The following is a 22,185-nucleotide window of genomic DNA, read 5'->3' on the forward strand; positions in this document are numbered from 1 at the left end:
ATTAATCTTCCCAAAAATCGGGTTTAATATTTGATGAGAAATAGGTACAAACACTACATTCGGGCTGCACGATTGAATAGATTTTCGTGGATGTAGCCTTAATTATTTGATATCCAAAATATTGCAAATAATTTCTTAATGCCTTTCTTTCATTCACGCTATCCATATCACTATTTTTAAAGTAATCAAGTTTCAAAACTTCGCAGTCTATAAAATATGGAGGTTCTTCTAATCCAAAATCGGTATAATCGAAGAAAATTCTCTTGGAACTCATTGAAGAAATTTCAAAAAAACCAAGAACTTTTTCCCTTTCATCTCTTTCAGAAGTTATATTTCCAATCACAAATCCCGGCTGACCTTGAGAAAGAATATTGCCTATACTTCCTAAATCTTTGAGCGTTTTATAAAAGGTATAGGCCTCCAAACTCTGGACATATTGTTTTACCAAAATGGAATAACGTTTCTGAATTCTTGCATCACCTTTTGAAAGGTATCTTATAGGAAAACGAAAGACTCGGTTCTCACTTAGATCCGTCGTGGAAATCTGATTAATTCCTGTTGAAATTTCGGTGGAATAACATATTTCCTCGGGTTCACGAGGATAGAGAAGAATGGTGTATGAAAGCGGATTCGCCTCATAATTCGTTATCTCGAAGGTGTATGGCGACGGATAGGGAGCCACAACTTTATATGTTTCTTCATACTCATATCTAAAGTAATTGGCCTCTCCAGAAGTGTCGGTCGTGTTCACCAAAACTTGAACACCATCTTTATCCTGCGAGGGAGAGACAATGCGTTCGGCATATAATTCACCAATTGCAACTTTGGCGGGTAAGTTTACTTCCGCGGAAGTATAACTACCTCCATCCTGAGTGTTAATTTTTAGAATATAGGAAATGTTCGGCTTTGCACTAAATTGAGAGTCGGAAAGATAATAGCCAGAGCTGTAATCCTGCGAAAAACGATACGACTCTCCATCACTCGCCAAAACAGTAACCGAAGCATTTTTTTCAAATAAGACCTCGGTAGTATCCAAGGTAGAAGTACGGCTCAATTTTACAATTTGGGTTTTCAATTCATCAGTAATCGTGCTCTCCACCACAAGCACACTTTCAAAATCTCCTACTTCTATTTCATACGGCTCGGTACACCCATTCTGAAAAAGGAGTAATAACAATAATGCTATATAAAATGCCGTGATCCTCATAGATTCTAAAACTTAAAATTATACGTTATGGTTGGCACTGGAATAGAAAAGATCGAGGTTTTATATGCCTGAATTTTTCCCGACTCATTTACAAAAAATACCGAATACGGATTATTTCTGCCCAAGACATTATAGACTGAAATATTGATAAAACTATGAGCTAGTTTTTTCAGTTTATGGTTGCCTTCAATGTTTACGCCTAAATCCAACCGATAGTAATCTGGGATTCGAAATTGGTTTCTATCGCTGTAAAGAACCTGCTCCTCCCCTGCATATATAAATCGACCAATGGGATAGGTAATTGGGCGACCCGTTTGATAGGTGAAATTGGCAGAAAAACTAAAGCGTTTTGTCAATTTGTAATTTGCTACAACGGAAAAATCGTGAGGTTTATCGTAATTGGCGGGGAAAAAATCGCCATTGTTTACTCTTTCCTGCAGGAATTGGCTATCCAACTTGATAAAGGCACGCGAGTAACTATATCCAAAATATCCATTAAATTTTCCTTCGTTCTTTTTAAGGAGAAATTCAACTCCATAAGCCTTTCCTTCACCTTGTAACAAGCCGGTTTCCAAGGTTTCATTCAGAATCAGCTCTGCTCCTACCTTATAATCCAAGAGATCGCTCATCTGTTTGTAATATCCTTCAAGGCTCAACTCTAAACTCTTAGCAGGAATATTTCTAAACAATCCCAGGCTATATTGACTTGCCCGCTGAGGGGCAATATTTAAGTCGGATAGCTTCCAGATGTCCGTTGGAGACATTGTGGTATTGGTTGATAAGAGATGTAGATATTGAATAGTCGTGTTAAACCCACCCTTTATAGAAAAATCATTCCCAAGAAAATACCGAACAGACAGGCGATATTCAGGACCACCATAGGTTTTAATAACTTCATTATTGCTGTAGTTTTTAATTTCAATCAAAGAGCTTTCGCTTTTGGGCACTCCATCGTCATAAACAATTTGGGAAGCTTTTCCTAAAGCAGCATAAAATGAATATCGCAAACCTAAATCCAATAATAATTTATCACTTACCTCAAACATATCGGAGAAATATATCGCGGATTCCAAACCCTTTTCCCTATCGATTGATTTAGCTGTGATATCTGAGTTTTCTCCAATTGGTTGTATGGATCCCGGGTCAATGACGTATAATTTACTGCTTATTCCATAAATGAATTTGTGTAGTTTGTTTAACTTATAATTGAAATTCAACTTAGCTTGATATTCGTTCAGTTCATATCCGAAATCGAAATTCCCATTTGCATCTGCCTCGTAATTGATACCGTATTCATATTGGCTGTTCACTAGAATTAGCTCTGTCCTACTTTTTTCATTGAATACATGTCCATAGTTTAAGGATATTAATCTGTTGGTATAATCAAAAATAGAATCGGAAGTAATACTAAATCGATCCTTACTGTAATAAACTGTTCCTTGGATAGTATTGTTTTCATCAATATTTTGTTTGTATTTTACAATCCCGTCATAAAAGGAAGCCTCGCTATTTTGCAGTTGGTCTTCATTCAGACTACGCAATATCCAATCGGAATAGGTAGCTCGGAAACCCACAATCAAGGATGCTTTTTGCTTTACTAGCGGAATTTCTAGGGCTAAATTTGCTGTTATTGGTCCCACAGAACCTTCCCCTGCAAATTTTTCCATATTGCCGGCCTTAGTTTCAATATCAAAAACGGAGGATAGTCTGCCGCCATATTCTGCCGGAATACTTGCTTTATAAATTTCCAAACTTCCGGTAGTAAAAGGATTTACTGCCGAAAAGAATCCCAAAAAATGGGAAGGATTATAGAGCACGGCATCATCCAGCAAAATAAGGTTTTGATCGGCTCTTCCGCCACGAACGTTGAACCCACTTGCTCCTTCCCCAGCTGTTTTAATGCCGGGCATTGTGGTGGAGACCTTTAAAACATCACGCTCTCCCAAAACCAACGGAATCGTTTTTATGGATTGAATATCAATTGTAGTAACTCCCACGACTGCATCGCGAACATTTGCGTCTTTCTTGGACTTTACCACAACCTCATCCAACGATTCGGAATTTTCGCGCAATTGTATATCCAAAGAACCATCGCTATACATTATAACATCCTGTCGGATTTTTTCAAATCCCAGTAAATTTGTTTCCAATTTATTCAAACCATAAGAAAGACGTAGCTCATAATGACCATTAGAATCTGTAATGGTATATTTAGAACGATCAAGGGTAGAAATGGCCAGGTTTTGCAAAGGTTCCCCTGAATTCGAATTTGTAAAAGTTCCTGATAGTAAATAAAATTTTTTAGCTGAATTGGGAAGCTGCTTCCCGATGGTAACCAACTTCCTCCTTTGAACAGCATTTTGTTTTGCATATTCCTCTTGAAAAATAGGCGCATTCTTTTCTTGGATGTCGGTAGCCTTTTCTGATTTCTGATTAAAAAAATTGGGAGGTAATTCCTTATATATATAAGAATTGTTTACCAAAAACACTTTATAATCTTGTATGAGATAATTAATGTTGGTATCCTCAAAAATTCCATCCAAGACATTTTGAAGGGATTGGTTCTCAAAGACTTTAGAAACATAATGGCCGTTAAGCCAATCTTCATCAAAATAAAAATGGTAGGATGAAATCTCTTCTACTTGTAAAATTGCTTCTTTTAAGGGAGTCCGGTCAAACTGGACGGTAATTTCCCGATTTGTTTGGGCGGTAATTTTAGTAAATGAAACAACCATTAGAATAAACAGGAGAAAGCGAGGGTTATGTATAAATGAAAAATATCCCATTTTACGATTTTGTTTTTTGTAAAAGATTGTCCAAATAAGGAGCAAGTTTTTTCATAAAACTATCTCTATCTTGTATATATAATGTCTTGGAATTGTGGTAGAAATCGTTTATTTCCTTTTTATACTCAGGAAATTCCCGACGCACATTGCTTATGGTTTCTACGCGCGCATACGTTTCCTGATATTTAAACAAATAGTAATTTAATGGTTTAAAACTATACTGAACCCCAGATTTTAACACTCTTTTCTTTTTATTTTTTTTGTGGTTGATATATAAATCTAGCTCTTGCCCCTGATAGCCCAACTCAAAAAAGTTCTTTTGCCCAAAATCTTTCAATTTTACAAAATGGCGATCTTTCAAGGTAAATTCGGATACAAATTCATGGATAAGCTTAACATTGAAAATACCCAAGTTATCCTTGGATTTGGTGAGCAATTGATCTTCCAATAAATCGTATTTGAGCCAAACATCCACATAATATTGCCCTCGATAAATAACAGAGCCTTGGGTATAATCAAAGCCTTCTAGATATCTGAATGTACCATCTGTATTCAGGTATAGGTCAATAAATTCTGGTCCATTGAACAAACCGTTGTTGTCCAATCCTACTAATTGATCAAATACTCTATAAATCTTTTCATTGGAAGTAGTCGGTTCTTGGGCAAGGATTGTTGCCGAAAACAATAATATGAAGTGGAAGTATGGTTTTATCAAAATTATATTTATTGAAGAATTTAAAGTTAAGTAAAAAAGATCTCATTAAAATTGATGCGAATCAAGAAAGGTTATGAAATTTTTCAATTTATTAGATCACCGTTTCTTCCAGAAGACAAAAGAAAAGACACTAGGTTTTTAATTGAGGAAAACCCAAGTATCTTTGCTCCAAATTCAAAAATGAAGGCGGCAAGTTTAAAAGAAATAAAAACAGAACTCAACCATCGTTCCCCATCGGAATTATTGGAGTTGTGTCTTCGTCTTGCCAAATTCAAAAAGGAAAACAAAGAATTGCTCACCTACATCCTATTTGAATCTGCGGATGAAGAAAGCTTTATTCAAAGTATAAAAGCCAAAGTAGACGACGATTTTGAAACCATAAATATCAAGACGTTTTTCTATATCAAGAAAAGTGTCCGTAAGATATTAAGAGAACTCAAAAAATTTATTCGTTATTCCCAAAACAAGGAAACCGAGGTTGAGCTTTTAATATATTTCTGCCAGAAACTAAAAGATTTTCAGCCTTCAATAGGAAGAAATACTACCCTTATCAATTTATACAATCGTCAACTGGAGTATATAAAAAAGAAAATTCCCACATTGCATGAAGATTTGCAGTACGATTATAATTTGGAGCTGGAGGAACTTTTTTAACGAGTGTTCAGTAATCAGTGATCAGTTACAGAAGCAGTTGAAAAATAATAAAACCGAGAATATTGAGTAGAGAAATATTTTTGCGAGCAATAACGCAAGAAATGCAAGAAGCCTGAAACAAAAAAACCTGAAACCAGAAACATTTTTTATGACAACTTTATATCATAATCCAAGATGCAGCAGCTCGCGAGAAGCACTCCGTCTGCTGGAAGAAAGTGGGGAAACTATTGAAGTAGTAAAATATCTTCAAAATCCACTTAGCAAAAAAGAATTAGAACAGTTGATTGAACTCTTGGGGATTAAACCTATTGATTTAGTACGTACTAAGGAAGACGAATGGAAAGAAAACTTTAAAGGAAAGAATCTTACCGACAGTCAGATTATTGATGCAATGGTTAAATTTCCCAAACTCATGGAACGTCCTATTGCGGTAAATGGGACACAGGCGATAATTGGGAGACCAGCTAAAAATGTTCTGAAAATCCTGTAGCTTACCAAACTCTTTTCGCAGGACTTATTTTCCCAACCTTTCTTTAACACAAGTTTGACATACTATCTCTTAAACTAAAGATAGTTTCGCAAGTCTAAAAACCTAAAAACTATTCATGAGATTTCTATTTTCCCTCCTTCTAATATTATCTAGTCTATCCATAGTAGCACAGCAATCAGAAAAAAAACAAGTAACAGTAAAAGGTAAAATTCTTGAAGAGGGTACAAACTACCCCTTAGAGTATGCAACCGTATCTTTCACCGATGAGAATGGTAAAATTGTTACCGGTGGTATTACGGATACCGAAGGTCACTACAACATCAAAGTGCCAGCGGGTATTTACACGGTTAAGTACGAGTTTATTTCCTACAAAACCAAAAGCTTAAAAAACACTAACCTTACAGAAAATACCACCCTGCCAACAATATCCTTAGCAATGGATTCAGCTAGTCTGGACGAAGTGGTAGTTCGCGCAGAAACAACCGAGGTACAAATTCGCCTAGATAAAAAAGTATACAATATTGGCAAGGATTTGACTTCTGGCGGAGCCACAGTAAGTGATGCGCTTAATAATGTACCATCGGTTACGGTGGATGTAGATGGCACAATTGCATTAAGAGGTAGTGAGAATGTAAAAATTTTGATAAATGGAAAGCCGTCGGCCATTGCTGGCTTCGGTTCTACTGATGCCCTTCGCCAATTGCCGGCAGAAGCCATTGAGCGGGTTGAAGTGATTACTTCTCCCTCCGCACGATATGATGCCGAAGGCACTGCAGGGATTTTGAATATTATTTTGAAAAAGGAAAAAACTCTTGGTCTTAATGGATCACTTAGCAGCAGTTTGGGAGTTCCGCTAAACAGTAGTGTCTCTGGGAATATCAACCTGCGAACGGATAGGTTCAACATTTTTAATACTACTGGAGTTTACTACAGGAATGCGCCGGGTAAAGCTTCGTATGACAACCGCTATTTTTCCCGAACTTACGTTAATAACATGGGAGACACCATAACCTCTCCACCACCGTTCCCGCGAATTACAGAAGATCGACGTTACCAAAGAGAGAGCCAGGGATTCAATACCAATTTAGGAATAGAATACTTTCTAACGGACAAATCTTCGATTACTGCAAGTACTTTTTATCGCTCCGGAAATTCCGATGATGAGACAAAAAATAAGACCTCCAACTATCGTGATAACCAGATTGTGGAAGATAATTTGCGTACAGATAATAGGGAAAGGGATAATTCCACTCTGCAGTTTGCTCTTAATTATGAAAATAAATTTAATGACAAAGGGCATAAACTCACTGCAGATTTGCAATATGAGAATAGTAAAAACAATGAAAATTCCTTTATTCGGGACATGAGAATATTTCCGGATTCAGAATTATTACCATCAGAAATGGTAACCACAGATGCTAAAGAGAAAGATTATTTGGCACAAGCAGATTATGTGCTACCTATAGGTGAAAACGCCCAATTTGAAGCAGGATATAGAGGAAATTTCAATAAGACCACTACCGATTATTTATTGGAACAAGAAATAGGAACTTCTGGCATTTATGAACGTAATGATAGTCTTTCGAATATCTTTAGCTATGAGCAAAACGTCAACGCTCTTTATTCCCAGTACGGAAACAAATTTGGAAAATTCTCATTTTTAGTAGGTCTTCGTCTGGAAAACACTATAATGAAGGGGAAATTGGAAGCAGAGAATATTGCCGATGATATGCCATTCGACTTAAACTTTGATAAGAATTATACAGGTCTCTTCCCAACCGTAAACCTTACTTACGAATTAAAGGAAAACGAAAACATTACTCTTGGCTATAATAGAAGAATCAATCGACCAAGACAGTGGTTTTTAAATCCATTTCCTTCCCGATCGAGTGAAGCTAATGTATATCAGGGAAATCCCGACTTAGATCCCGCTTATGCCAGCGCTTTTGATTTAGGATATTTAAAACGTTGGAACAAACTTACACTTACTTCTTCTATATATTACCAGTACGAAACTGATGCATTTGAGCGCATTCAGGAAGAAACGGGAGAATTTACCCAAAGTGGGGTCAGTATCATACGCTCCTTGCCTATTAACCTCTCGACAAATCAACGTTACGGTTTTGAACTTGGATTGTTGTATAATCCAGCAAGATGGATAACACTTAATGGAAGTTTTAATTATTACAAATTTAAATCCGAAGGTTTCTTTAATGGCGTGGATTACGGAACGGAGAGTGCCAGTTATTTCGGTAGATTTAGCTCCAAGATTAAATTACCATCGAAGATAGATTGGCAAACCAATGCCTTTTATCGTGGCCCTAGCCAAAATTCCCAAACTAAAAGCGATGGAATGCTATCTGTAGATATGGCACTAAGCAAGGATATTATCAATGATAATGCGACGTTGGCCTTAAATGTGAGCGATCTTTTTAATACCCGAAAAAGAAGTAGTTTTACAACTACAGATACCTTCACGAGTGAGAGTGAGTTTCAATGGAGACCACGTAGTATATCGATGTCTTTTACCTACCGTTTCAATCAACCTAAGCGTATGCGTCCACGCGGACAGCGCGGTGGAGGTATGGAAGATGAGGGCGGATTTGAAGGATAAATTTTTTCTCCTGGATTGCTCTTTAAAGCGCTTTAAAATTCTATATATTAAAATGAATATCCCTTGAATCACTGTCGGTTCAAGGGATTGTTTTTTAATGCTATGCGTAACCTTTAATCCAGTTAGTTATGAAAACTTTAACCAAGTCCATCCAAAAAATATGTATTAGCGCGCATTTATTTTTCCCTACTTAGTATTATCTTTGAAATGAACAAATATTAATTGAGGAGTTAATGTTCGATTAAAGGGGTACCGTGTAAAAATGGCCCCTTTTTGATTTTTCAAGAATTTAGATGTTAGACGGGAGAGATTAGATGAAAGACGCTGATCGAAAGACGAAAGAAGAGAGTGGAGATGCCGCGATGATAGAAGTATTACTCCAATATAGAGACTAAATATCAAAAAAACAACCACTCAAAAATGAGTGGCTGTTTTTTTTTTAAATTATTTTGTTTTTAATTATTTTCTCTAAAAATTATATTTTTTCGCCCATTGCCTCAGCAACGCCCGCGGATAATCTTTTATAGGTTCCATTTTCCAATCGTTCACGTATGGCTGAAAAAGCCTCTAAGGTTTCCTGTATATCCTTCATATCGTGTGTAGCGGTAGGAATCATTCTAAGTAAAATGAGTCCTTTAGGAATTACTGGATAAACAACGATAGAACAGAAAATTCCGTGATTTTCACGAAGATCTTTTACCAATGCCATAGCTTCGGGAATACTACCTTTTAAATAAACTGGAGTTACGCAACTTTGTGTGGTACCAAGATCAAATCCTCTTTCTCGAAGACCTCCTTGAAGAGCATTTACATTTTCCCAAAGTTTTTCTTTCAGCTCGGGCATGGTTCGGATCATATCCAAACGCTTTAAAGCTCCCTCAACCAACTGCATCTGAAGAGATTTTGCGAACATTTGCGAACGCAGATTATATTTTAGATAATTGATTATTTCCTCATCCGCAGCGATAAATGCACCGCTGCTTGCCATAGATTTTGCGAAAGTTGCGAAATAGACGTCGATGCCATCTTGTACACCTTGCTCCTCACCTGCACCAGCCCCGGTTTTTCCCAAGGTTCCGAAACCATGTGCGTCATCTACAAAAAATCTGAAATTGTATTTTTTCTTGAGTGCAATTATCTCTTTCAGTTTTCCCTGCTCTCCCCTCATTCCAAAAACTCCTTCTGAAATAAGTAGAATTCCACCACCTGTTTTCTCTGCAACCTTTGTAGCACGTTGTAGGTTTTTTTCGATACTTTCCATATCGTTGTGCTTATAGGTGAACCGTTGCCCCAAATGAAGCCGGACACCATCTATAATACAAGCATGAGCATCAACATCGTAAACGATCACATCATCTTTTGATACAAGCGCGTCGATGGTTGAAACCATTCCTTGGTAACCAAAATTTAAAAGATAAGCGGCTTCCTTACTGACAAATTCGGCGAGTTCGCGCTGAAGTTGTTCGTGTAGCTCTGTATGACCACTCATCATTCTCGCACCCATTGGATATGCAGAACCCCATTTGGCGCCAGCCTCGGCATCAACTTTACGAACCTCGGGATGATTTGCCAAACCTAAATAATCATTGATACTCCAGGTTACAACATCTCTCCCATTAAACTTCATCCTATTGGAGATGGGACCTTCAAGTTTTGGAAACACAAAATAGCCTTCCGCCTGCTCTGCCCATTTTCCCAACGGACCTTTATCCTTATAGATTTTTTCGAATAAGTCTTTCATCAATTATTTTGATTTTTTTTCAGCGACAAATTTAACGAAATATTGACGATTCGCATAATTTATTTAAGAAGAAGTAGTCCTTTAATGAATAGGGTCTGTCCAAAAATAGATTAGAAAAGTGGAATCTAAATTTAATTCATTTTTTATCAGTTCTGTCCCGCAAAAGAAACAATGCCGCTCAGCTTCTAGAACCAATCCCGAAAGCTTTTGGGAAAGACCAAATTTGTAAAGGGCTATTATTTTATATTTTAACATTTTGATTAGCGACGGCTAGATATCCGCCATTTTGAATATTTTGAAAAGAAAGTTGACAATTTAATAACTTCACGGGAATCTTTCTAATTCGTAATGAAAGGAGGATTATCTAAAGTTTAATCGGACAACAATGATTTTTTATATTAATTAGGCGAAAACGAAGAGGACAACCAAACCGACAATAACCAACAAAATCGCGGTACAATTTTATAAAAGCAAAAACCAAACATACTTCATATAAGGATGTTTGGTTTTTGCAGTGTTTATTATTTAAAGAGATTTATCTTCTTGGATAAACCCCATTTACTTTACATATTCAACTTTTTGTATTTCGGCAGTCTCAGAATCAAAGAAACCCTGTTCGTCCATCCACTTATCATTGAAGACCTTGCTCATATATCGTGAACCGTGGTCAGGGAAAATAACAACTACATTACTATCTTCCGCAAATTCACCATCCTCTTCCAACTGTTTTAGTCCTTGCATTGCGGCCCCACTTGTGTAACCTACAAACAGCCCTTCAGTCTTGGCCAGTTCCCGAGCTCTATGAGCACTACTTTCATCAGTTACTTTTTCAAACTTGTCTATTATATCAAAATCTGTAGCGGAAGGAATGAGGTTTTTACCCAATCCTTCAATTCGGTAAGGATAGATCTCATTTTGGTCAAACTCGTGGGTTTGATGATATTTTTGGAGTACCGAACCGTAAGCGTCAATACCTATTATCCTAATATTGGGATTTTTTTCTTTTAAAAAACGTGCTGTCCCAGAAATAGTTCCTCCCGTACCGCTACACGCTACCAAATGGGTGATTTTACCCTGCGTTTGTTGCCAAATTTCAGGTCCTGTAGAATAATAATGGGCATCAACATTAAGCTCATTAAAATATTGGTTAATATAAACCGAACCCACATGTTCATTGTGAAGGCGTTTGGCAACTTCATAGTAAGACCGAGGATCGTCTGCACTTACGTGGGCGGGACAAACATATACTTTGGCGCCCATCGTCTTCAGCATGTCAATCTTATCTGCAGATGATTTTGAACTTACCGCCAAAATACATTCGTAACCTTTTATTATACTAACCATTGCCAAACTGAATCCAGTATTTCCACTTGTCGTTTCGATAATGGTATCGCCGGGCTTAAGAATGCCCGATTTCTCGGCTTGTTCGATAATATACAGTGCGATTCGATCTTTGGTAGAGTGGCCTGGATTGAAAGCTTCAACTTTTGCAAAATAATTACCCTTCATATTTTGGGTAATTTTGTTAAGCTTTATTAAAGGGGTGTTGCCTATAAGTTCCAAAATATTGTTACAGGCTTGAATTTCTTCTTTCATAAAGACAGAGTTTGTTAATCAATACCTAGATTGACTAAGTATTACAACAGGACAAATGTACGGAAATATTTTTATTACTCTTTAATTCCTTCCAAATCTAAGAGGAAAGCGTAGTCCATTGCAACTTCCTTCAGTGATTCAAAACGCCCGGAAGCCCCACCGTGACCGGCTTCCATATTGGTGTGGAATAAAACCGTATTCTTACCAGTTTTCATATCTCTCAGCTTGGCAACCCATTTCGCAGGCTCATAATATTGTACTTGACTATCATGTAATCCTGTCGTTACCAACAAATTTGGATAGCTTTTTCTCTCCACATTGTCATAAGGAGAATAGCTCTTAATGTAGTTGTAATATTCCAAATCATTCGGATTTCCCCATTCATCATATTCTCCTGTGGTTAATGGAATAGAGTCATCCAACATTGTTGTCAAGACATCTACAAATGGAACAGAAGCTATTATCCCGTTATATAAATTGGGTGCTAAATTGGCAATGGCGCCCATTAAAAGTCCGCCTGCAGAACCACCCGAAGCATAAAGATGGTTTGGAGATGTATAACCTAGCTCCACCAAATATTCCGAGGCTGCGATAAAATCTGTAAATGTATTGATCTTATTGAGCAGTTTTCCATCCTCATACCACTGCCTGCCCAAATATTCCCCTCCCCTAACGTGTGCAATTGCAAAAATAAATCCGCGGTCCAAAAGACTTAGGCGCACACTGGAAAAATAAGGATCAATTGTTGAGCCATAAGAGCCATAACCGTAAATCAATAAAGGATTACTGCCATCTTTTTTTATTCCCCTTCTGGATATAAGAGAAATCGGAATTTTTTTACCATCCTTTGCTGTTGCCCAAAGACGCTCAGATACATAATTGTTTTTATCAAACTTTCCTCCCAAAACTTCAGTTTCCTTTAAAATCGTCTTTTCCTTGGTCTCCATATTGAAGTCAATTATTGACGATGGAGTATTAAGAGCATTGTATCCATAACGAAGAATCTTGGTATCGAACTCTGGATTTTGAGTGGTAAATGCTGTGTAAGTTTCATTATCAAAAGGCAGATAATAGTCATCTTTGTTGTCCCATCTTTTAATACGCAACTGGGTAAGACCATTGTTTCGTTCACTTACCACTAGATAGTCCTTGAAAATATCGAAATCCTCTAAAAGAACATCGGTGCGATGCGGAATCATATCTACCCAATTTTCTTTTGAAGTTTTATCGAGTGAGGTCTTCATCAATTTAAAGTTTTGGGCCTTGTCCTTATTGGTCATCACATACCAATTGTCTCCATAATGAGAAATATTATATTCAAGACCTCTCTCCCTTTTTTGAAAAACCTTAAATTTACCCGTAGGATCGTTTGCTGGCAAAACCCTATATTCCGAAGTTAAAGTGCTGTAACTGCCAATAACAATAAACTGTCGGGATTTAGTTTTAAAAACATAGGTTCCAAAAGTATCATCATCTTCGGAAAAAATAAGCTCGTCGGTTTTAGGATCCGTTCCCAAAGTATGCCGATATATTCTATCTGCCCGAAGGGTTTTTTCATCTTTCCTTGTGTAGAAAAGTGTTTTGTTGTCGCTTCCCCAAGTAGATCCACCGGTAGTTAATGGAATCATCTCCGGATAAATTTCACCTGTTTCCAGATTCTTTATATAAATATCGTATTTACGTCGGCTCAAGGTATCTACCCCGAACGAAACCAATTTATTATCCTCTGAAACACTCATACCCCCAAGGTTATAAAAGGAATATCCCTTGGCCATTTCATTTACATTAAAAAGAATCTCCTCTTTTGCATCTAGTGATCCTTTTTTACGGGAATAGATAGGATAATCTTGACCTTTTTCATATCGAGTGATATAGTAATACCCATTCAGTTTGTATGGTACGGACTCGTCATCTTCCTTAATCCGCGCCTTCATTTCCTCAAAAAGATCCTCCTTGAATTTCTTGGTATGGTCTGTCATCTTCTCATAATAATCGTTTTCCGCCTTTAGATAATCGATTACTTTCGGATCATCGGGATTGTTGAGCCAATAATAATTGTCCACACGAACATCGCCATGGGCTTCAAGATTCTTAACTATTTTTTCTGCTTTTGGGGGATTGATTTTCATATTCTTTTCTGAAAGGTTTTGCGCAATTGATGAAGCGGCAAAAGTAAGACAAGCAAATGAAAAGAAGGTTAATTTTATCATTATTGAAAGTTTTTAAAATCAGCCTAAAGTAGTAATTTTGAGTCGGATTTAAACTATAAAAAAATGTTTGGAGATTTAATGGGAATGATGGGTAAACTTAAAGAAACCCAAGAAAAAGTAGAAGCTACTAAAAAACGGTTAGACACTGTACTTATCGACGAGGCCAGTACAGACGGTTTACTGAAAATTACCCTCACAGCCAATCGTGAAATAAAAAGCATTGAAATAGAAGAAAGTTTACTTGAAGACAAGGAACAATTGGAAGATTACTTGGTGCTTACCCTAAATAAAGCCATCGCGAAAGCAACAGATATCAACGAAACTGAATTGGCCGCCGTTGCTAAGGAAGGAATGCCCAATATCCCGGGACTTGATGGAATGTTTAAATGATTTTTATATAAGTAGCAGTATTCAGGTTAGAAATTTAGGTTTAAAATCAGTAGTGTCCGATAAACATTTTTAAAAGCGGGATTTCCAAGAAGGATTTCCCGCTTTATTTATATCTTAGTTTTTACCACAAAACTTTAGATATGAACAAAAGTAAAAATTTCAGCGGACAACCTATTATCAAACAAGTTTTAAACTTCCTTGACCCTAAGGATGTTTATCGGACAGCAAAAAAGCATAACAGCGACAGGTACACCAAAAAGTTCAGCACCTATGATCACTTGGTTACGATGATATTCGCTGTTATCAGTGGCTGCAACTCACTTCGCGAGGTAACGAGTATAATGCTGGCGTGCGAGGGCAAGATCAACCATTTGGGGCTACGGGACTTTCCAAAACGCAGTACATTGTCCGATGCCAACAAAAGAAGAAGTGCAGAGGTCTTTGCGGATATTTACTCTGGTCTCTATAAACGCTACCACCGGTTTTTATCGGACAGCAGAACCAGGGAGCCCGCCATAAAGGACCTCAAAATAGTCGATTCCTCGACAATAGCGCTCTTTAGCGACATCTTGAGGGGTGTTGGCCGGAACCCGCTCAACGGCAAAAAGAAGGGCGGGATAAAGATGCACACGATGATCAATGCCATGGAAGATGTTCCCTGCCTGATCAAATTTTCTGATGCCGCAACGCACGATCATACATTTTTAAAAGAACTTGGTCTAAAAAAGGGCTCCTATGTTGTTTTTGACAAGGGATATGTAGATTATCAGCAGTACGAGCAATGGACGTTGGACGGCATCTACTTTGTGACCAGGCAAAAGAGCAATGCACGCTATACGAGCTTTGAAGAGTTTGATATACCGAACAACGTGGACGATGCTGTCCTCAAGGATGAAAAGATAACGCTTTCCGATAAGGAAGGCAACGAATTTCATCTGCGACGGATAGCCTTTTGGCACCAGGAGAAGAGCAAGGTATATGAGTTCATCACCAACAACTATGAAGTGGAGGCCGACAGGATCACTGATATCTACAAAAATCGCTGGCAGATAGAGACCATGTTCAAACGCCTAAAACAGAACTTTCCCCTCAAATACTTTCTGGGCGATAACCAAAATGCAATAGAGATACAGATCTGGGTCAGTCTGATCATTCAACTCATAATGCTCGTAATACAAAGAAAGGCGCAGAGAAGTTGGGCATATTCAAATATGGTGTCTGTAATACGCCACCATTTGATGACCTACATCGATCTGTTCAAGTTCCTGAAAAACCCAGACTCCAAATGGGAAGAAATCACCACAAAAAACATTGGCCAATTGAGCTTTTTCGATCCTTAGGGGGTTCTGTTTTGAAAATCGGAACACAATCCAGTAAAATAAGGCAACGACAATGCTATTTTTGCTACTTTAGATTTTTATCGGACAACAATGGTTTAAAATATAAAATCTAGAGACTAAAGTCTAAAATCTAGACCTTAAAGAAATATAGAAAGCCATTTGCAAACAAATTTGCTTCTAATAAACTGCGGTTTTCAGTGGGCTTATTTATTTCTATTCGCGTCGTAGTTGTAAATAAGTAGCAGTATTCCGTTGCAGTAATTAGCGTGAAATTAATATTGTTAGTGGTGAATGATCAGTTCGGGGACTTTATAGAAATCCTTTGATCCTATTATTTTTTAGAATTAATGGAGTTCTCAATTCTTTTCTTGAGTTTCAAGGGATAAATCACGTAATAAAAGAGGATAAGCGAAAGCGAGGCGCCAATGATAATCACGGCCAACCAATCAGGCATATCCGTGTGTCGGGTTACGAAGCCTTCCAAAAATCCGGCGATTATAAAGAATGGTACGGTGCTTAGCATAATCTTTAATCCATCTTTCGCGCCTCTAATAAAAGATTGTAATCGCGTGTAGGTTCTTGGAAATAAGAGGCTATTTCCCAAAACTATTCCACCGCATCCCGCAATGATAATTACGGAGATCTCGATTGTTCCGTGTATCCATATTGTTCGAGCAGATTCCCAGAGCAATCCTTTTTCATAGAAAAAATATTGGAAAGATCCCAGCATAATAGCATTCTGCATGATTATATATACCGTTCCCATACTTAGCAACAGTCCATAGGAAAAGGCCATCAAAGCAACTTTAATATTGTTGATGGTTATTCCCAAAAACATATTAAGGGAGCCCATTTCTTTGTAAACAGCCATTGGATCTCCTCTTTCAATATTAGCCAGGGTCATATTTACGTAAGAATCGCCCATAATGAGGCGCACAAAACTTCCATCCGAGGCGGCAGAATAAGCACCAATTATGGAAAAAAGCAGAAAGAGCAGAAATGAAAAAAGCAATTGTTTCTGATATTTCGCAAAGAAAAGTGGAAATTCCTTGGTATAGAAAGTGATAAACCGGCGGCGTGATTCGCGTTTAGTTCTATAAATTTTTTGATGAGCCAATGCAGAAAGACCATTTAAATATGCCAATGTATTGCTATTGGGATAAAAGGTTTGGGCATAACTGAGATGGTCTGTTACCTCGATATAAAGATTGCTCAATTCGTCTGGATCTATAGGAACATTATTCCTTAGAACGCTTTCGAATTTTAACCATTTATCTTTATTTTGCTTCGCAAAGGCAGCTTCGCGCATATAAGAGTGTAGTTTTGCCCAAAGGAACAGATTTAATGGATAATTTTCAAATAGAAACTGCCCAAAATGTGAACATCATCCAGAATGTGGCAGGGATAGGTGAACGCATTCTAGCATTTCTCATTGATATATTGATCATAGGACTTTATATTTTTGCTATTATTCTAGTCCTGACAAACATAGAACTTAGCAGCGATTATTCGATGCTGATTGGTATCACAATAAGTTTGCCTATTTTTCTATATCACCTTTTGTGGGAAATGTTATGGAACGGGCGTAGTCCGGGAAAATCGGCTATGGGACTTCGAGTGGTGAAATTGGATGGTACAAAACCGGCATTCTCCAATTATCTTATCCGTTGGTTGCTGCGCATAGTTGATATTTCAGTAACCAGTGGCTCCCTGGCTTTGGTGACAATTTTATTAAATGGAAAGGGACAGCGCGTTGGCGATATCGCAGCTTCCACAACGGTTATTACCGAAAAACAGAAAGTGAACTTTTCAAATATTTTACTGGCAGATATTCCCGATGGGTATATCCCTACCTATCCACAGGTTACTATCTTTAGTGATAATGAAATACAAACCATTAAGAATATTTACGATCAAGCTCGATGGAACAGAAATCACAATTTAATTTTGAAACTCGCAAAACAAGTGGCAAAAGTGATGGATATACAGTTGGAAGAAAAACCAGTGATATTTATTGATAAGGTGATAAAAGATTATAACTACTATACCCAGAACATGTGAATCTAATTTTATTAATAGACATACTCGGGACGGTGGCCTTCGCAATATCCGGGGTTCTTACCGCCATCAACAAAAGACTGGATCCATTCGGGATTCTTATAATTGCTTTTGTAGCTGCTATTGGTGGAGGAACTTTAAGAGATATCCTTATAGATGCACCCATAGCGTGGATGCGTGATTTAACCTATGTGTATGTTATTTTCGGCACAACCATCCTTACAGTAATCTTTAGAAAACGATTGAACTACATTCGGCGTTCGCTATTTCTCTTTGATACTATTGGGATTGCACTTTATACTATTGTTGGTGTGGAAAAAGGTATTGCGGCAGGTTTCTCGCCAATTATCTGTATTTCCCTTGGAACGATAACAGCTTGTTTTGGAGGGGTTATCCGTGATATTCTTTGTAATGAAATCCCTATTATCTTCAGAAAGGAGATTTATGCCACTGCGTGCATCTTGGGAGCTTCTGCCTATTTCCTATTATTGCAAACCCCACTATCCACCGACATAATTGTTATAATATCTGGTTCTATAGTGATGACGGTACGTTTGTTGGCTGTTTATTTTAATCTTTCGTTACCTACAATTTATACGAAGGAGGAGTTGGAATAATATTATTTCCATAATACCAACCTTTTATATGTAGTGGGAAGTAATTCCGAAGATGAAAAATCTATTCAGAAAAAAACCGACAAATATTCTTTATTCCAGCACTCTGGCGGTGATATAAATATTGTTTAAAGGCCAGTCCCCGCTATCGGCTTCCACTTTAGAAATTTTTTCTACTACATCCATTCCTTTTATAACCCTTCCGAAGATGGTGTATTTGCCATTCAAGTGGGTGGTGGAAGATTTTGGTCCAAGGAAAATAAAAAACTCATAAGGAGCAGATTTGTTATCTGGGTTTTCTCTGTATTCCTTGGCGCCCGAAACAGTTCCATATTCATGGACACGACCTGGCACAATTTCCGCGGGTAGCAAATAACCATTTCCGAGTTCAGCTCGTTTTTTTTGGGTTGAGGCCAGATCACTATTACCTGCCTGGACAATAAAATCTGGAACTACTCGATGAAAAAAAGTTTCATTAAAATAACCTTGTTTTACCAGATAAATAAAATTGGCGCGATGTAGCGGCGTATCTTTATATAGTTCAATTTCAATATCTCCAAAACGTGTACTTATCAAAACTTTGGTTTCGGGATTGTTCTTTCCGTATTTGGTGAGAAAAGGAACCACGTTTTCATTGGTAATTTTATCAAAAGTGCTTCCCAATGTAACGGTTGCTTCGGATTGCGAAGCTTTGTTTTCCGGCGTGATAGCTTCGGTTTTAATACGCATCTCTGTTTCGGATTCGGTCGTCTTTTTCCTATCTTCACAACTTCCGAAGACAAAAAAGATTCCGAGGAAATAAACAAACAACTTTTTCATAGATGGATTTTCGGGATTTTGAAAAACGAATTGTAAAAATAGAAAAAATGCCCCTTCCCGGCGAAACTGTCCAATATAAAATGGCTCCTCTTGAGCGTTTGGGAGATCTTGAACTAAAAGCCAACGCAATAAAAAATGCGAAAAGAGCTGGAGTAATGGCTCTCTTCTACCCTACGGAAAACTGGGAAACCAACTTAATTTTGATACTTAGAAAAACTTACAAGGGCATACATTCGGCACAAGTTGGCTTTCCTGGGGGAAAGATTGAATTAACGGATCGCTCCCTTGAAGATGCCGCGCTCAGGGAAACAGAGGAGGAAATTGGAATTTCCAGAAATAAAATCTCTGTAATTAAAGAACTTACTCAAATCTATATTCCTCCAAGTAATTTCTTTGTGCAGCCATTTTTGGGGATTATGGCGGAAACTCCAAAATTTGTAAGAGAAGAAAGAGAAGTAGAAGCGCTTATAGAGGTCAATCTCAACCAGTTTATGGACGAACATTGCGTGACCACGGAAATTTTATCCACATCCTATGCCACCGATTGGGAAGTGCCCGCCTTTAATTTAGAGGGGCATATAGTATGGGGGGCTACTGCAATGATGCTCAATGAGGTGCGCGAATTACTGTTGCGAGCCCTTTAAATGCTTATTTTACTATATTTGCCGAGTCAAAAAAAAATAAAATCCAATTACGGATTTTTGAAGAATAAAGTAAATTTTCCCTAGATATTTTGTCCAATTTATAGCGGATTATTTTAGGATAGATCATTGTAAATATTTACAAACCAAGGGGAAATCCAAGAATAAGAAGTTAAAAGTTTTGAAATGGGTGTGAAAATTAAGGAAAGCCACATTAACTTTGAAAATATCATACCATTCATTTTGGACTATCAAGCGATAATCAACACAAAAAATTAAACCGACAATTACTAATGGGGCTTTTCAAAAGAAATCCATTCGGACATATTCTTTTTATAAAACTTTGGTTAATCCGAATTATGGGTGCCATGACCCATCGGCGATTTAAGGGATTTAATGAATTGAAAATCCACGGCAGTGAGGTTATTCGCAACCTTCCCGATACAAATGTTCTTTTTGTGAGCAATCACCAAACCTATTTTGCAGATGTGGTGGCAATGTTTCATGTTTTTAATGCCAGTTTAAGCGGTAGAGAAGATAATATTAAAAATATTGGATATTTGTGGAACCCAAAACTGAACATCTATTATGTAGCCGCAAAGGAAACCATGAAAGCTGGTTTATTACCCAAAATCATGGCTTATGCGGGTTCGGTAAGTATTGAGCGCACCTGGCGTGAAAAAGGTAAGGAAGTAAACAAGCAGGTAAAAATGAGTGATGTTAGCAATATTACTAAAGCACTCGATGATGGTTGGGTAATAACCTTTCCTCAGGGCACAACCAAACCTTGGAATCCCATTCGTCGAGGAACTGCCCATATTATAAAAAAGAATAAGCCGGTTGTAGTTCCCATAGTAATCGATGGTTTCAGAAGATCTTTTGACAAAAAAGGATTACGTATCAAGAAAAGAGGAATTCTTCAATCTATGGAAATAAAACCACCCCTGGATATTGATTACGAAAACGAAAGCATGGCAGAAATAGTCGAGAAATTAGAATATGCCATTGAACAACACCCTTCATTTTTAAAGGTAATTCCTAGAGAAGAAATAAAAAAATCTGAAGAGCTCAATAAGGAACGCCAATGGCGTTATTAATTCCTTACTAATGATATCCATCATTTTTCTTTTATTTTAGAATTTATATTTTGGAGGTTATTTTGTATAACCTTTAAACCTTAATTTGATGTTTGAACTTAAAAAAAGTGGTGAAAAATTTCACTTTGTATTGAAAGCGGGAAACGGCCAAGTTATTTTATCTAGTCAAATGTATGCTTCAAAGGCTTCGGCCATGAAAGGAATTGAATCTGTAAAAGCCAATGCGGCCGATGATTCTCTCTATGAAAGAAAAACAGCAGTAAATGGAAAATTCCACTTTAATATTAAGGCAACGAATGGGCAGGTTATTGGTAGCAGCCAAATGTACGCCTCGGAAGCTGGAGTCACCACAGGAATAGAGTCCGTTAAAAACAACGCTCCTGCCGCTGGAATTAAAGAAGTATAAACTATTAGTGGCATTTGGAGAATTAAAAAAGAGCGCTCTTAAAACTTGGATAGTTTTAAGAGCGCTATTATTTGTCGCTTCAATCTGTAAAAATCTTACTTCAACTTATCCGCGTGCATTTTTCGCAGTTTCGCAACTTTAGGTGAAATAACAGCCCTACAATAACCTTGTTCAGGATTGTTACGGTAATAGTCTTGATGATCAGTTTCAGCGGGGAAAAATGCACCCAAATGTGAGAGCTCCGTCACTATCGGATTGTCAAAATAGGAAGACATTTCATTTATAACTTTTTCGGCTATTTCCTTTTGCTGTTCATCGTGGTAAAAAATAACCGATCGATATTGGGTGCCCACATCTGCACCCTGACGATTTAAGGTTGTGGGATCGTGACTCGTCATAAAAATCTCCAATAAATCTTTATAGGAAATAATATTGGGATCAAAACTTACCTGGATCACTTCGGCATGACCCGTTAATCCGCTGCACACTTCACGATATGTTGGAGTTCCAGGTACAGTACCTCCGGAATATCCTGAAACAATTTTTTCAACTCCTTTTATCTGATCGAAAACAGCTTCCGTACACCAAAAACATCCGCCACCTACTGTTAATTTCTGCAATTCGTTATTCTCCATTGTACAATTTTAACAACAAAGTTAATCAGTAATAAGGTTGGTTTTAATTAAGGGGGTGTTAAACTGGTTTGTAAGTATATCAGTTTATGAGGAGATGAGTCGATGAGTGGATGAGTCGATGAGTCGATGAGTTGAGGAGTTGAGGGGTTGAGGAGTTGAGGAGTTGAGGAGT

19 protein-coding genes are annotated in these 22,185 nt (G+C 37.5%); 10 read left to right on the forward strand and 9 right to left on the reverse strand.

What is annotated here, in order from left to right; all coding sequences use genetic code 11:
• Position 1: 1 nt before the first annotated feature.
• The 3 genes from EI546_RS04355 to EI546_RS04365 are packed head-to-tail and all read right to left on the reverse strand — an operon-like array spanning position 2 to position 4,708.
• Positions 2–1,207, reverse strand: a complete 1,206-nt coding sequence (locus EI546_RS04355; protein WP_128249400.1) for a DUF4249 domain-containing protein — start codon at positions 1,205–1,207, stop codon at positions 2–4.
• 5 nt (positions 1,208–1,212) lie between these two features.
• On the reverse strand, positions 1,213–3,993 hold the full coding sequence (locus EI546_RS04360) for a TonB-dependent receptor (protein WP_128249401.1): 2,781 nt from the start codon (positions 3,991–3,993) through the stop codon (positions 1,213–1,215).
• Position 3,994: 1 nt separating this feature from the next.
• Entirely contained in the window at positions 3,995–4,708 is a 714-nt protein-coding gene (locus EI546_RS04365) for a hypothetical protein (protein WP_128249402.1), read from the reverse strand.
• A 180-nt stretch (positions 4,709–4,888) separates the two neighbouring features.
• Between EI546_RS04365 and EI546_RS04370 the strand changes: the two genes are divergently transcribed.
• The 3 genes from EI546_RS04370 to EI546_RS04380 all read left to right on the forward strand — a co-directional run bounded on the left by EI546_RS04370 (position 4,889) and on the right by EI546_RS04380 (position 8,466).
• Complete coding sequence (locus EI546_RS04370) at positions 4,889–5,362, forward strand: hypothetical protein (RefSeq protein WP_128251529.1); 474 nt, start codon at positions 4,889–4,891, stop codon at positions 5,360–5,362.
• 148 nt (positions 5,363–5,510) lie between these two features.
• Complete coding sequence (gene arsC / locus EI546_RS04375) at positions 5,511–5,852, forward strand: arsenate reductase (glutaredoxin) (protein ID WP_128249403.1); 342 nt, start codon at positions 5,511–5,513, stop codon at positions 5,850–5,852.
• A gap of 115 nt (positions 5,853–5,967) precedes the next feature.
• Positions 5,968–8,466: a TonB-dependent receptor domain-containing protein gene (locus EI546_RS04380; protein ID WP_128249404.1), complete on the forward strand. Its 2,499-nt coding sequence runs from the start codon at positions 5,968–5,970 to the stop codon at positions 8,464–8,466.
• Positions 8,467–8,941: 475 nt separating this feature from the next.
• Here EI546_RS04380 and EI546_RS04385 read toward each other — a convergent pair whose 3' ends face one another.
• The 3 genes from EI546_RS04385 to EI546_RS04395 form a co-directional block, all read right to left on the reverse strand.
• Positions 8,942–10,207, reverse strand: coding sequence for an aminotransferase class I/II-fold pyridoxal phosphate-dependent enzyme (locus tag EI546_RS04385; RefSeq protein WP_128249405.1), 1,266 nt, complete (start codon positions 10,205–10,207; stop codon positions 8,942–8,944).
• A 558-nt stretch (positions 10,208–10,765) separates the two neighbouring features.
• Entirely contained in the window at positions 10,766–11,803 is a 1,038-nt protein-coding gene (locus EI546_RS04390) for a PLP-dependent cysteine synthase family protein (protein ID WP_128249406.1), read from the reverse strand.
• Positions 11,804–11,877: 74 nt separating this feature from the next.
• Complete coding sequence (locus EI546_RS04395) at positions 11,878–14,013, reverse strand: S9 family peptidase (RefSeq protein ID WP_128249407.1); 2,136 nt, start codon at positions 14,011–14,013, stop codon at positions 11,878–11,880.
• A 63-nt stretch (positions 14,014–14,076) separates the two neighbouring features.
• Between EI546_RS04395 and EI546_RS04400 the strand changes: the two genes are divergently transcribed.
• Both EI546_RS04400 and EI546_RS04405 read left to right on the forward strand, forming a co-directional pair.
• On the forward strand, positions 14,077–14,403 hold the full coding sequence (locus tag EI546_RS04400) for a YbaB/EbfC family nucleoid-associated protein (protein WP_128249408.1): 327 nt from the start codon (positions 14,077–14,079) through the stop codon (positions 14,401–14,403).
• 140 nt (positions 14,404–14,543) lie between these two features.
• Positions 14,544–15,743 (forward strand): IS4 family transposase, encoded by a 1,200-nt coding sequence (locus EI546_RS04405; protein ID WP_128248736.1) that lies wholly within the window; start codon positions 14,544–14,546, stop codon positions 15,741–15,743.
• A 331-nt stretch (positions 15,744–16,074) separates the two neighbouring features.
• Here EI546_RS04405 and EI546_RS04410 read toward each other — a convergent pair whose 3' ends face one another.
• A complete protein-coding gene (locus tag EI546_RS04410; RefSeq protein ID WP_128249409.1) occupies positions 16,075–17,052 on the reverse strand; it encodes a stage II sporulation protein M in 978 nt (325 codons plus the stop codon).
• Between the two features lie 14 nt (positions 17,053–17,066).
• On the opposite strand from EI546_RS04410, the gene EI546_RS04415 reads away from it, so the two are divergent.
• Together EI546_RS04415 and EI546_RS04420 are read left to right on the forward strand one after the other, a co-directional pair.
• On the forward strand, positions 17,067–17,804 hold the full coding sequence (locus EI546_RS04415) for an RDD family protein (RefSeq protein ID WP_317127444.1): 738 nt from the start codon (positions 17,067–17,069) through the stop codon (positions 17,802–17,804).
• Positions 17,801–18,418 (forward strand): trimeric intracellular cation channel family protein, encoded by a 618-nt coding sequence (locus EI546_RS04420; protein ID WP_128249411.1) that lies wholly within the window; start codon positions 17,801–17,803, stop codon positions 18,416–18,418. The genes EI546_RS04415 and EI546_RS04420 overlap by 4 nt, the downstream gene beginning before the upstream one ends.
• 90 nt (positions 18,419–18,508) lie before the next feature.
• On the opposite strand, the gene EI546_RS04425 is transcribed toward EI546_RS04420, so the two are convergent.
• A complete protein-coding gene (locus EI546_RS04425) occupies positions 18,509–19,234 on the reverse strand; it encodes a peptidylprolyl isomerase (protein WP_128249412.1) in 726 nt (241 codons plus the stop codon).
• Positions 19,235–19,236: 2 nt separating this feature from the next.
• Between EI546_RS04425 and EI546_RS04430 the strand changes: the two genes are divergently transcribed.
• From EI546_RS04430 to EI546_RS04440, 3 genes are all read left to right on the forward strand, one after another.
• Positions 19,237–19,878, forward strand: coding sequence for an NUDIX hydrolase (locus EI546_RS04430; protein WP_128249413.1), 642 nt, complete (start codon positions 19,237–19,239; stop codon positions 19,876–19,878).
• Positions 19,879–20,168: 290 nt separating this feature from the next.
• Complete coding sequence (locus EI546_RS04435) at positions 20,169–20,972, forward strand: lysophospholipid acyltransferase family protein (protein WP_128249414.1); 804 nt, start codon at positions 20,169–20,171, stop codon at positions 20,970–20,972.
• Positions 20,973–21,060: 88 nt separating this feature from the next.
• Entirely contained in the window at positions 21,061–21,378 is a 318-nt protein-coding gene (locus tag EI546_RS04440) for a YegP family protein (protein ID WP_128249415.1), read from the forward strand.
• A gap of 95 nt (positions 21,379–21,473) precedes the next feature.
• Here the strand turns inward: EI546_RS04440 and msrA are convergent, their stop codons facing one another.
• Positions 21,474–22,013: a peptide-methionine (S)-S-oxide reductase MsrA gene (msrA, locus tag EI546_RS04445; RefSeq protein ID WP_128249416.1), complete on the reverse strand. Its 540-nt coding sequence runs from the start codon at positions 22,011–22,013 to the stop codon at positions 21,474–21,476.
• Positions 22,014–22,185 lie beyond the last annotated feature (172 nt).

The organism is Aequorivita sp. H23M31 (assembly GCF_004022485.1).
Classification (GTDB): Bacteria; Bacteroidota; Bacteroidia; order Flavobacteriales; family Flavobacteriaceae; genus Aequorivita; species Aequorivita ciconiae.

What these genes read in the sequence shown, in the direction of transcription:
- EI546_RS04385 (WP_128249405.1), bottom strand. Translation starts at nt 10,207, where the DNA reads ATGAAAGACTTATTCGAAAAAATCTATAAGGATAAAGGTCCGTTGGGA.
- EI546_RS04370 (WP_128251529.1), top strand. Translation starts at nt 4,889, where the DNA reads ATGAAGGCGGCAAGTTTAAAAGAAATAAAAACAGAACTCAACCATCGT.
- EI546_RS04390 (WP_128249406.1), bottom strand. Translation starts at nt 11,803, where the DNA reads ATGAAAGAAGAAATTCAAGCCTGTAACAATATTTTGGAACTTATAGGC.
- EI546_RS04430 (WP_128249413.1), top strand. Translation starts at nt 19,237, where the DNA reads ATGGATTTTCGGGATTTTGAAAAACGAATTGTAAAAATAGAAAAAATG.
- EI546_RS04410 (WP_128249409.1), bottom strand. Translation starts at nt 17,052, where the DNA reads ATGCGCGAAGCTGCCTTTGCGAAGCAAAATAAAGATAAATGGTTAAAA.
- EI546_RS04405 (WP_128248736.1), top strand. Translation starts at nt 14,544, where the DNA reads ATGAACAAAAGTAAAAATTTCAGCGGACAACCTATTATCAAACAAGTT.
- EI546_RS04400 (WP_128249408.1), top strand. Translation starts at nt 14,077, where the DNA reads ATGTTTGGAGATTTAATGGGAATGATGGGTAAACTTAAAGAAACCCAA.
- EI546_RS04425 (WP_128249412.1), bottom strand. Translation starts at nt 19,234, where the DNA reads ATGAAAAAGTTGTTTGTTTATTTCCTCGGAATCTTTTTTGTCTTCGGA.
- EI546_RS04435 (WP_128249414.1), top strand. Translation starts at nt 20,169, where the DNA reads ATGGGGCTTTTCAAAAGAAATCCATTCGGACATATTCTTTTTATAAAA.
- EI546_RS04440 (WP_128249415.1), top strand. Translation starts at nt 21,061, where the DNA reads ATGTTTGAACTTAAAAAAAGTGGTGAAAAATTTCACTTTGTATTGAAA.
- EI546_RS04355 (WP_128249400.1), bottom strand. Translation starts at nt 1,207, where the DNA reads ATGAGGATCACGGCATTTTATATAGCATTATTGTTATTACTCCTTTTT.
- arsC (WP_128249403.1), top strand. Translation starts at nt 5,511, where the DNA reads ATGACAACTTTATATCATAATCCAAGATGCAGCAGCTCGCGAGAAGCA.
- msrA (WP_128249416.1), bottom strand. Translation starts at nt 22,013, where the DNA reads ATGGAGAATAACGAATTGCAGAAATTAACAGTAGGTGGCGGATGTTTT.
- EI546_RS04395 (WP_128249407.1), bottom strand. Translation starts at nt 14,013, where the DNA reads ATGATAAAATTAACCTTCTTTTCATTTGCTTGTCTTACTTTTGCCGCT.
- EI546_RS04380 (WP_128249404.1), top strand. Translation starts at nt 5,968, where the DNA reads ATGAGATTTCTATTTTCCCTCCTTCTAATATTATCTAGTCTATCCATA.
- EI546_RS04360 (WP_128249401.1), bottom strand. Translation starts at nt 3,993, where the DNA reads ATGGGATATTTTTCATTTATACATAACCCTCGCTTTCTCCTGTTTATT.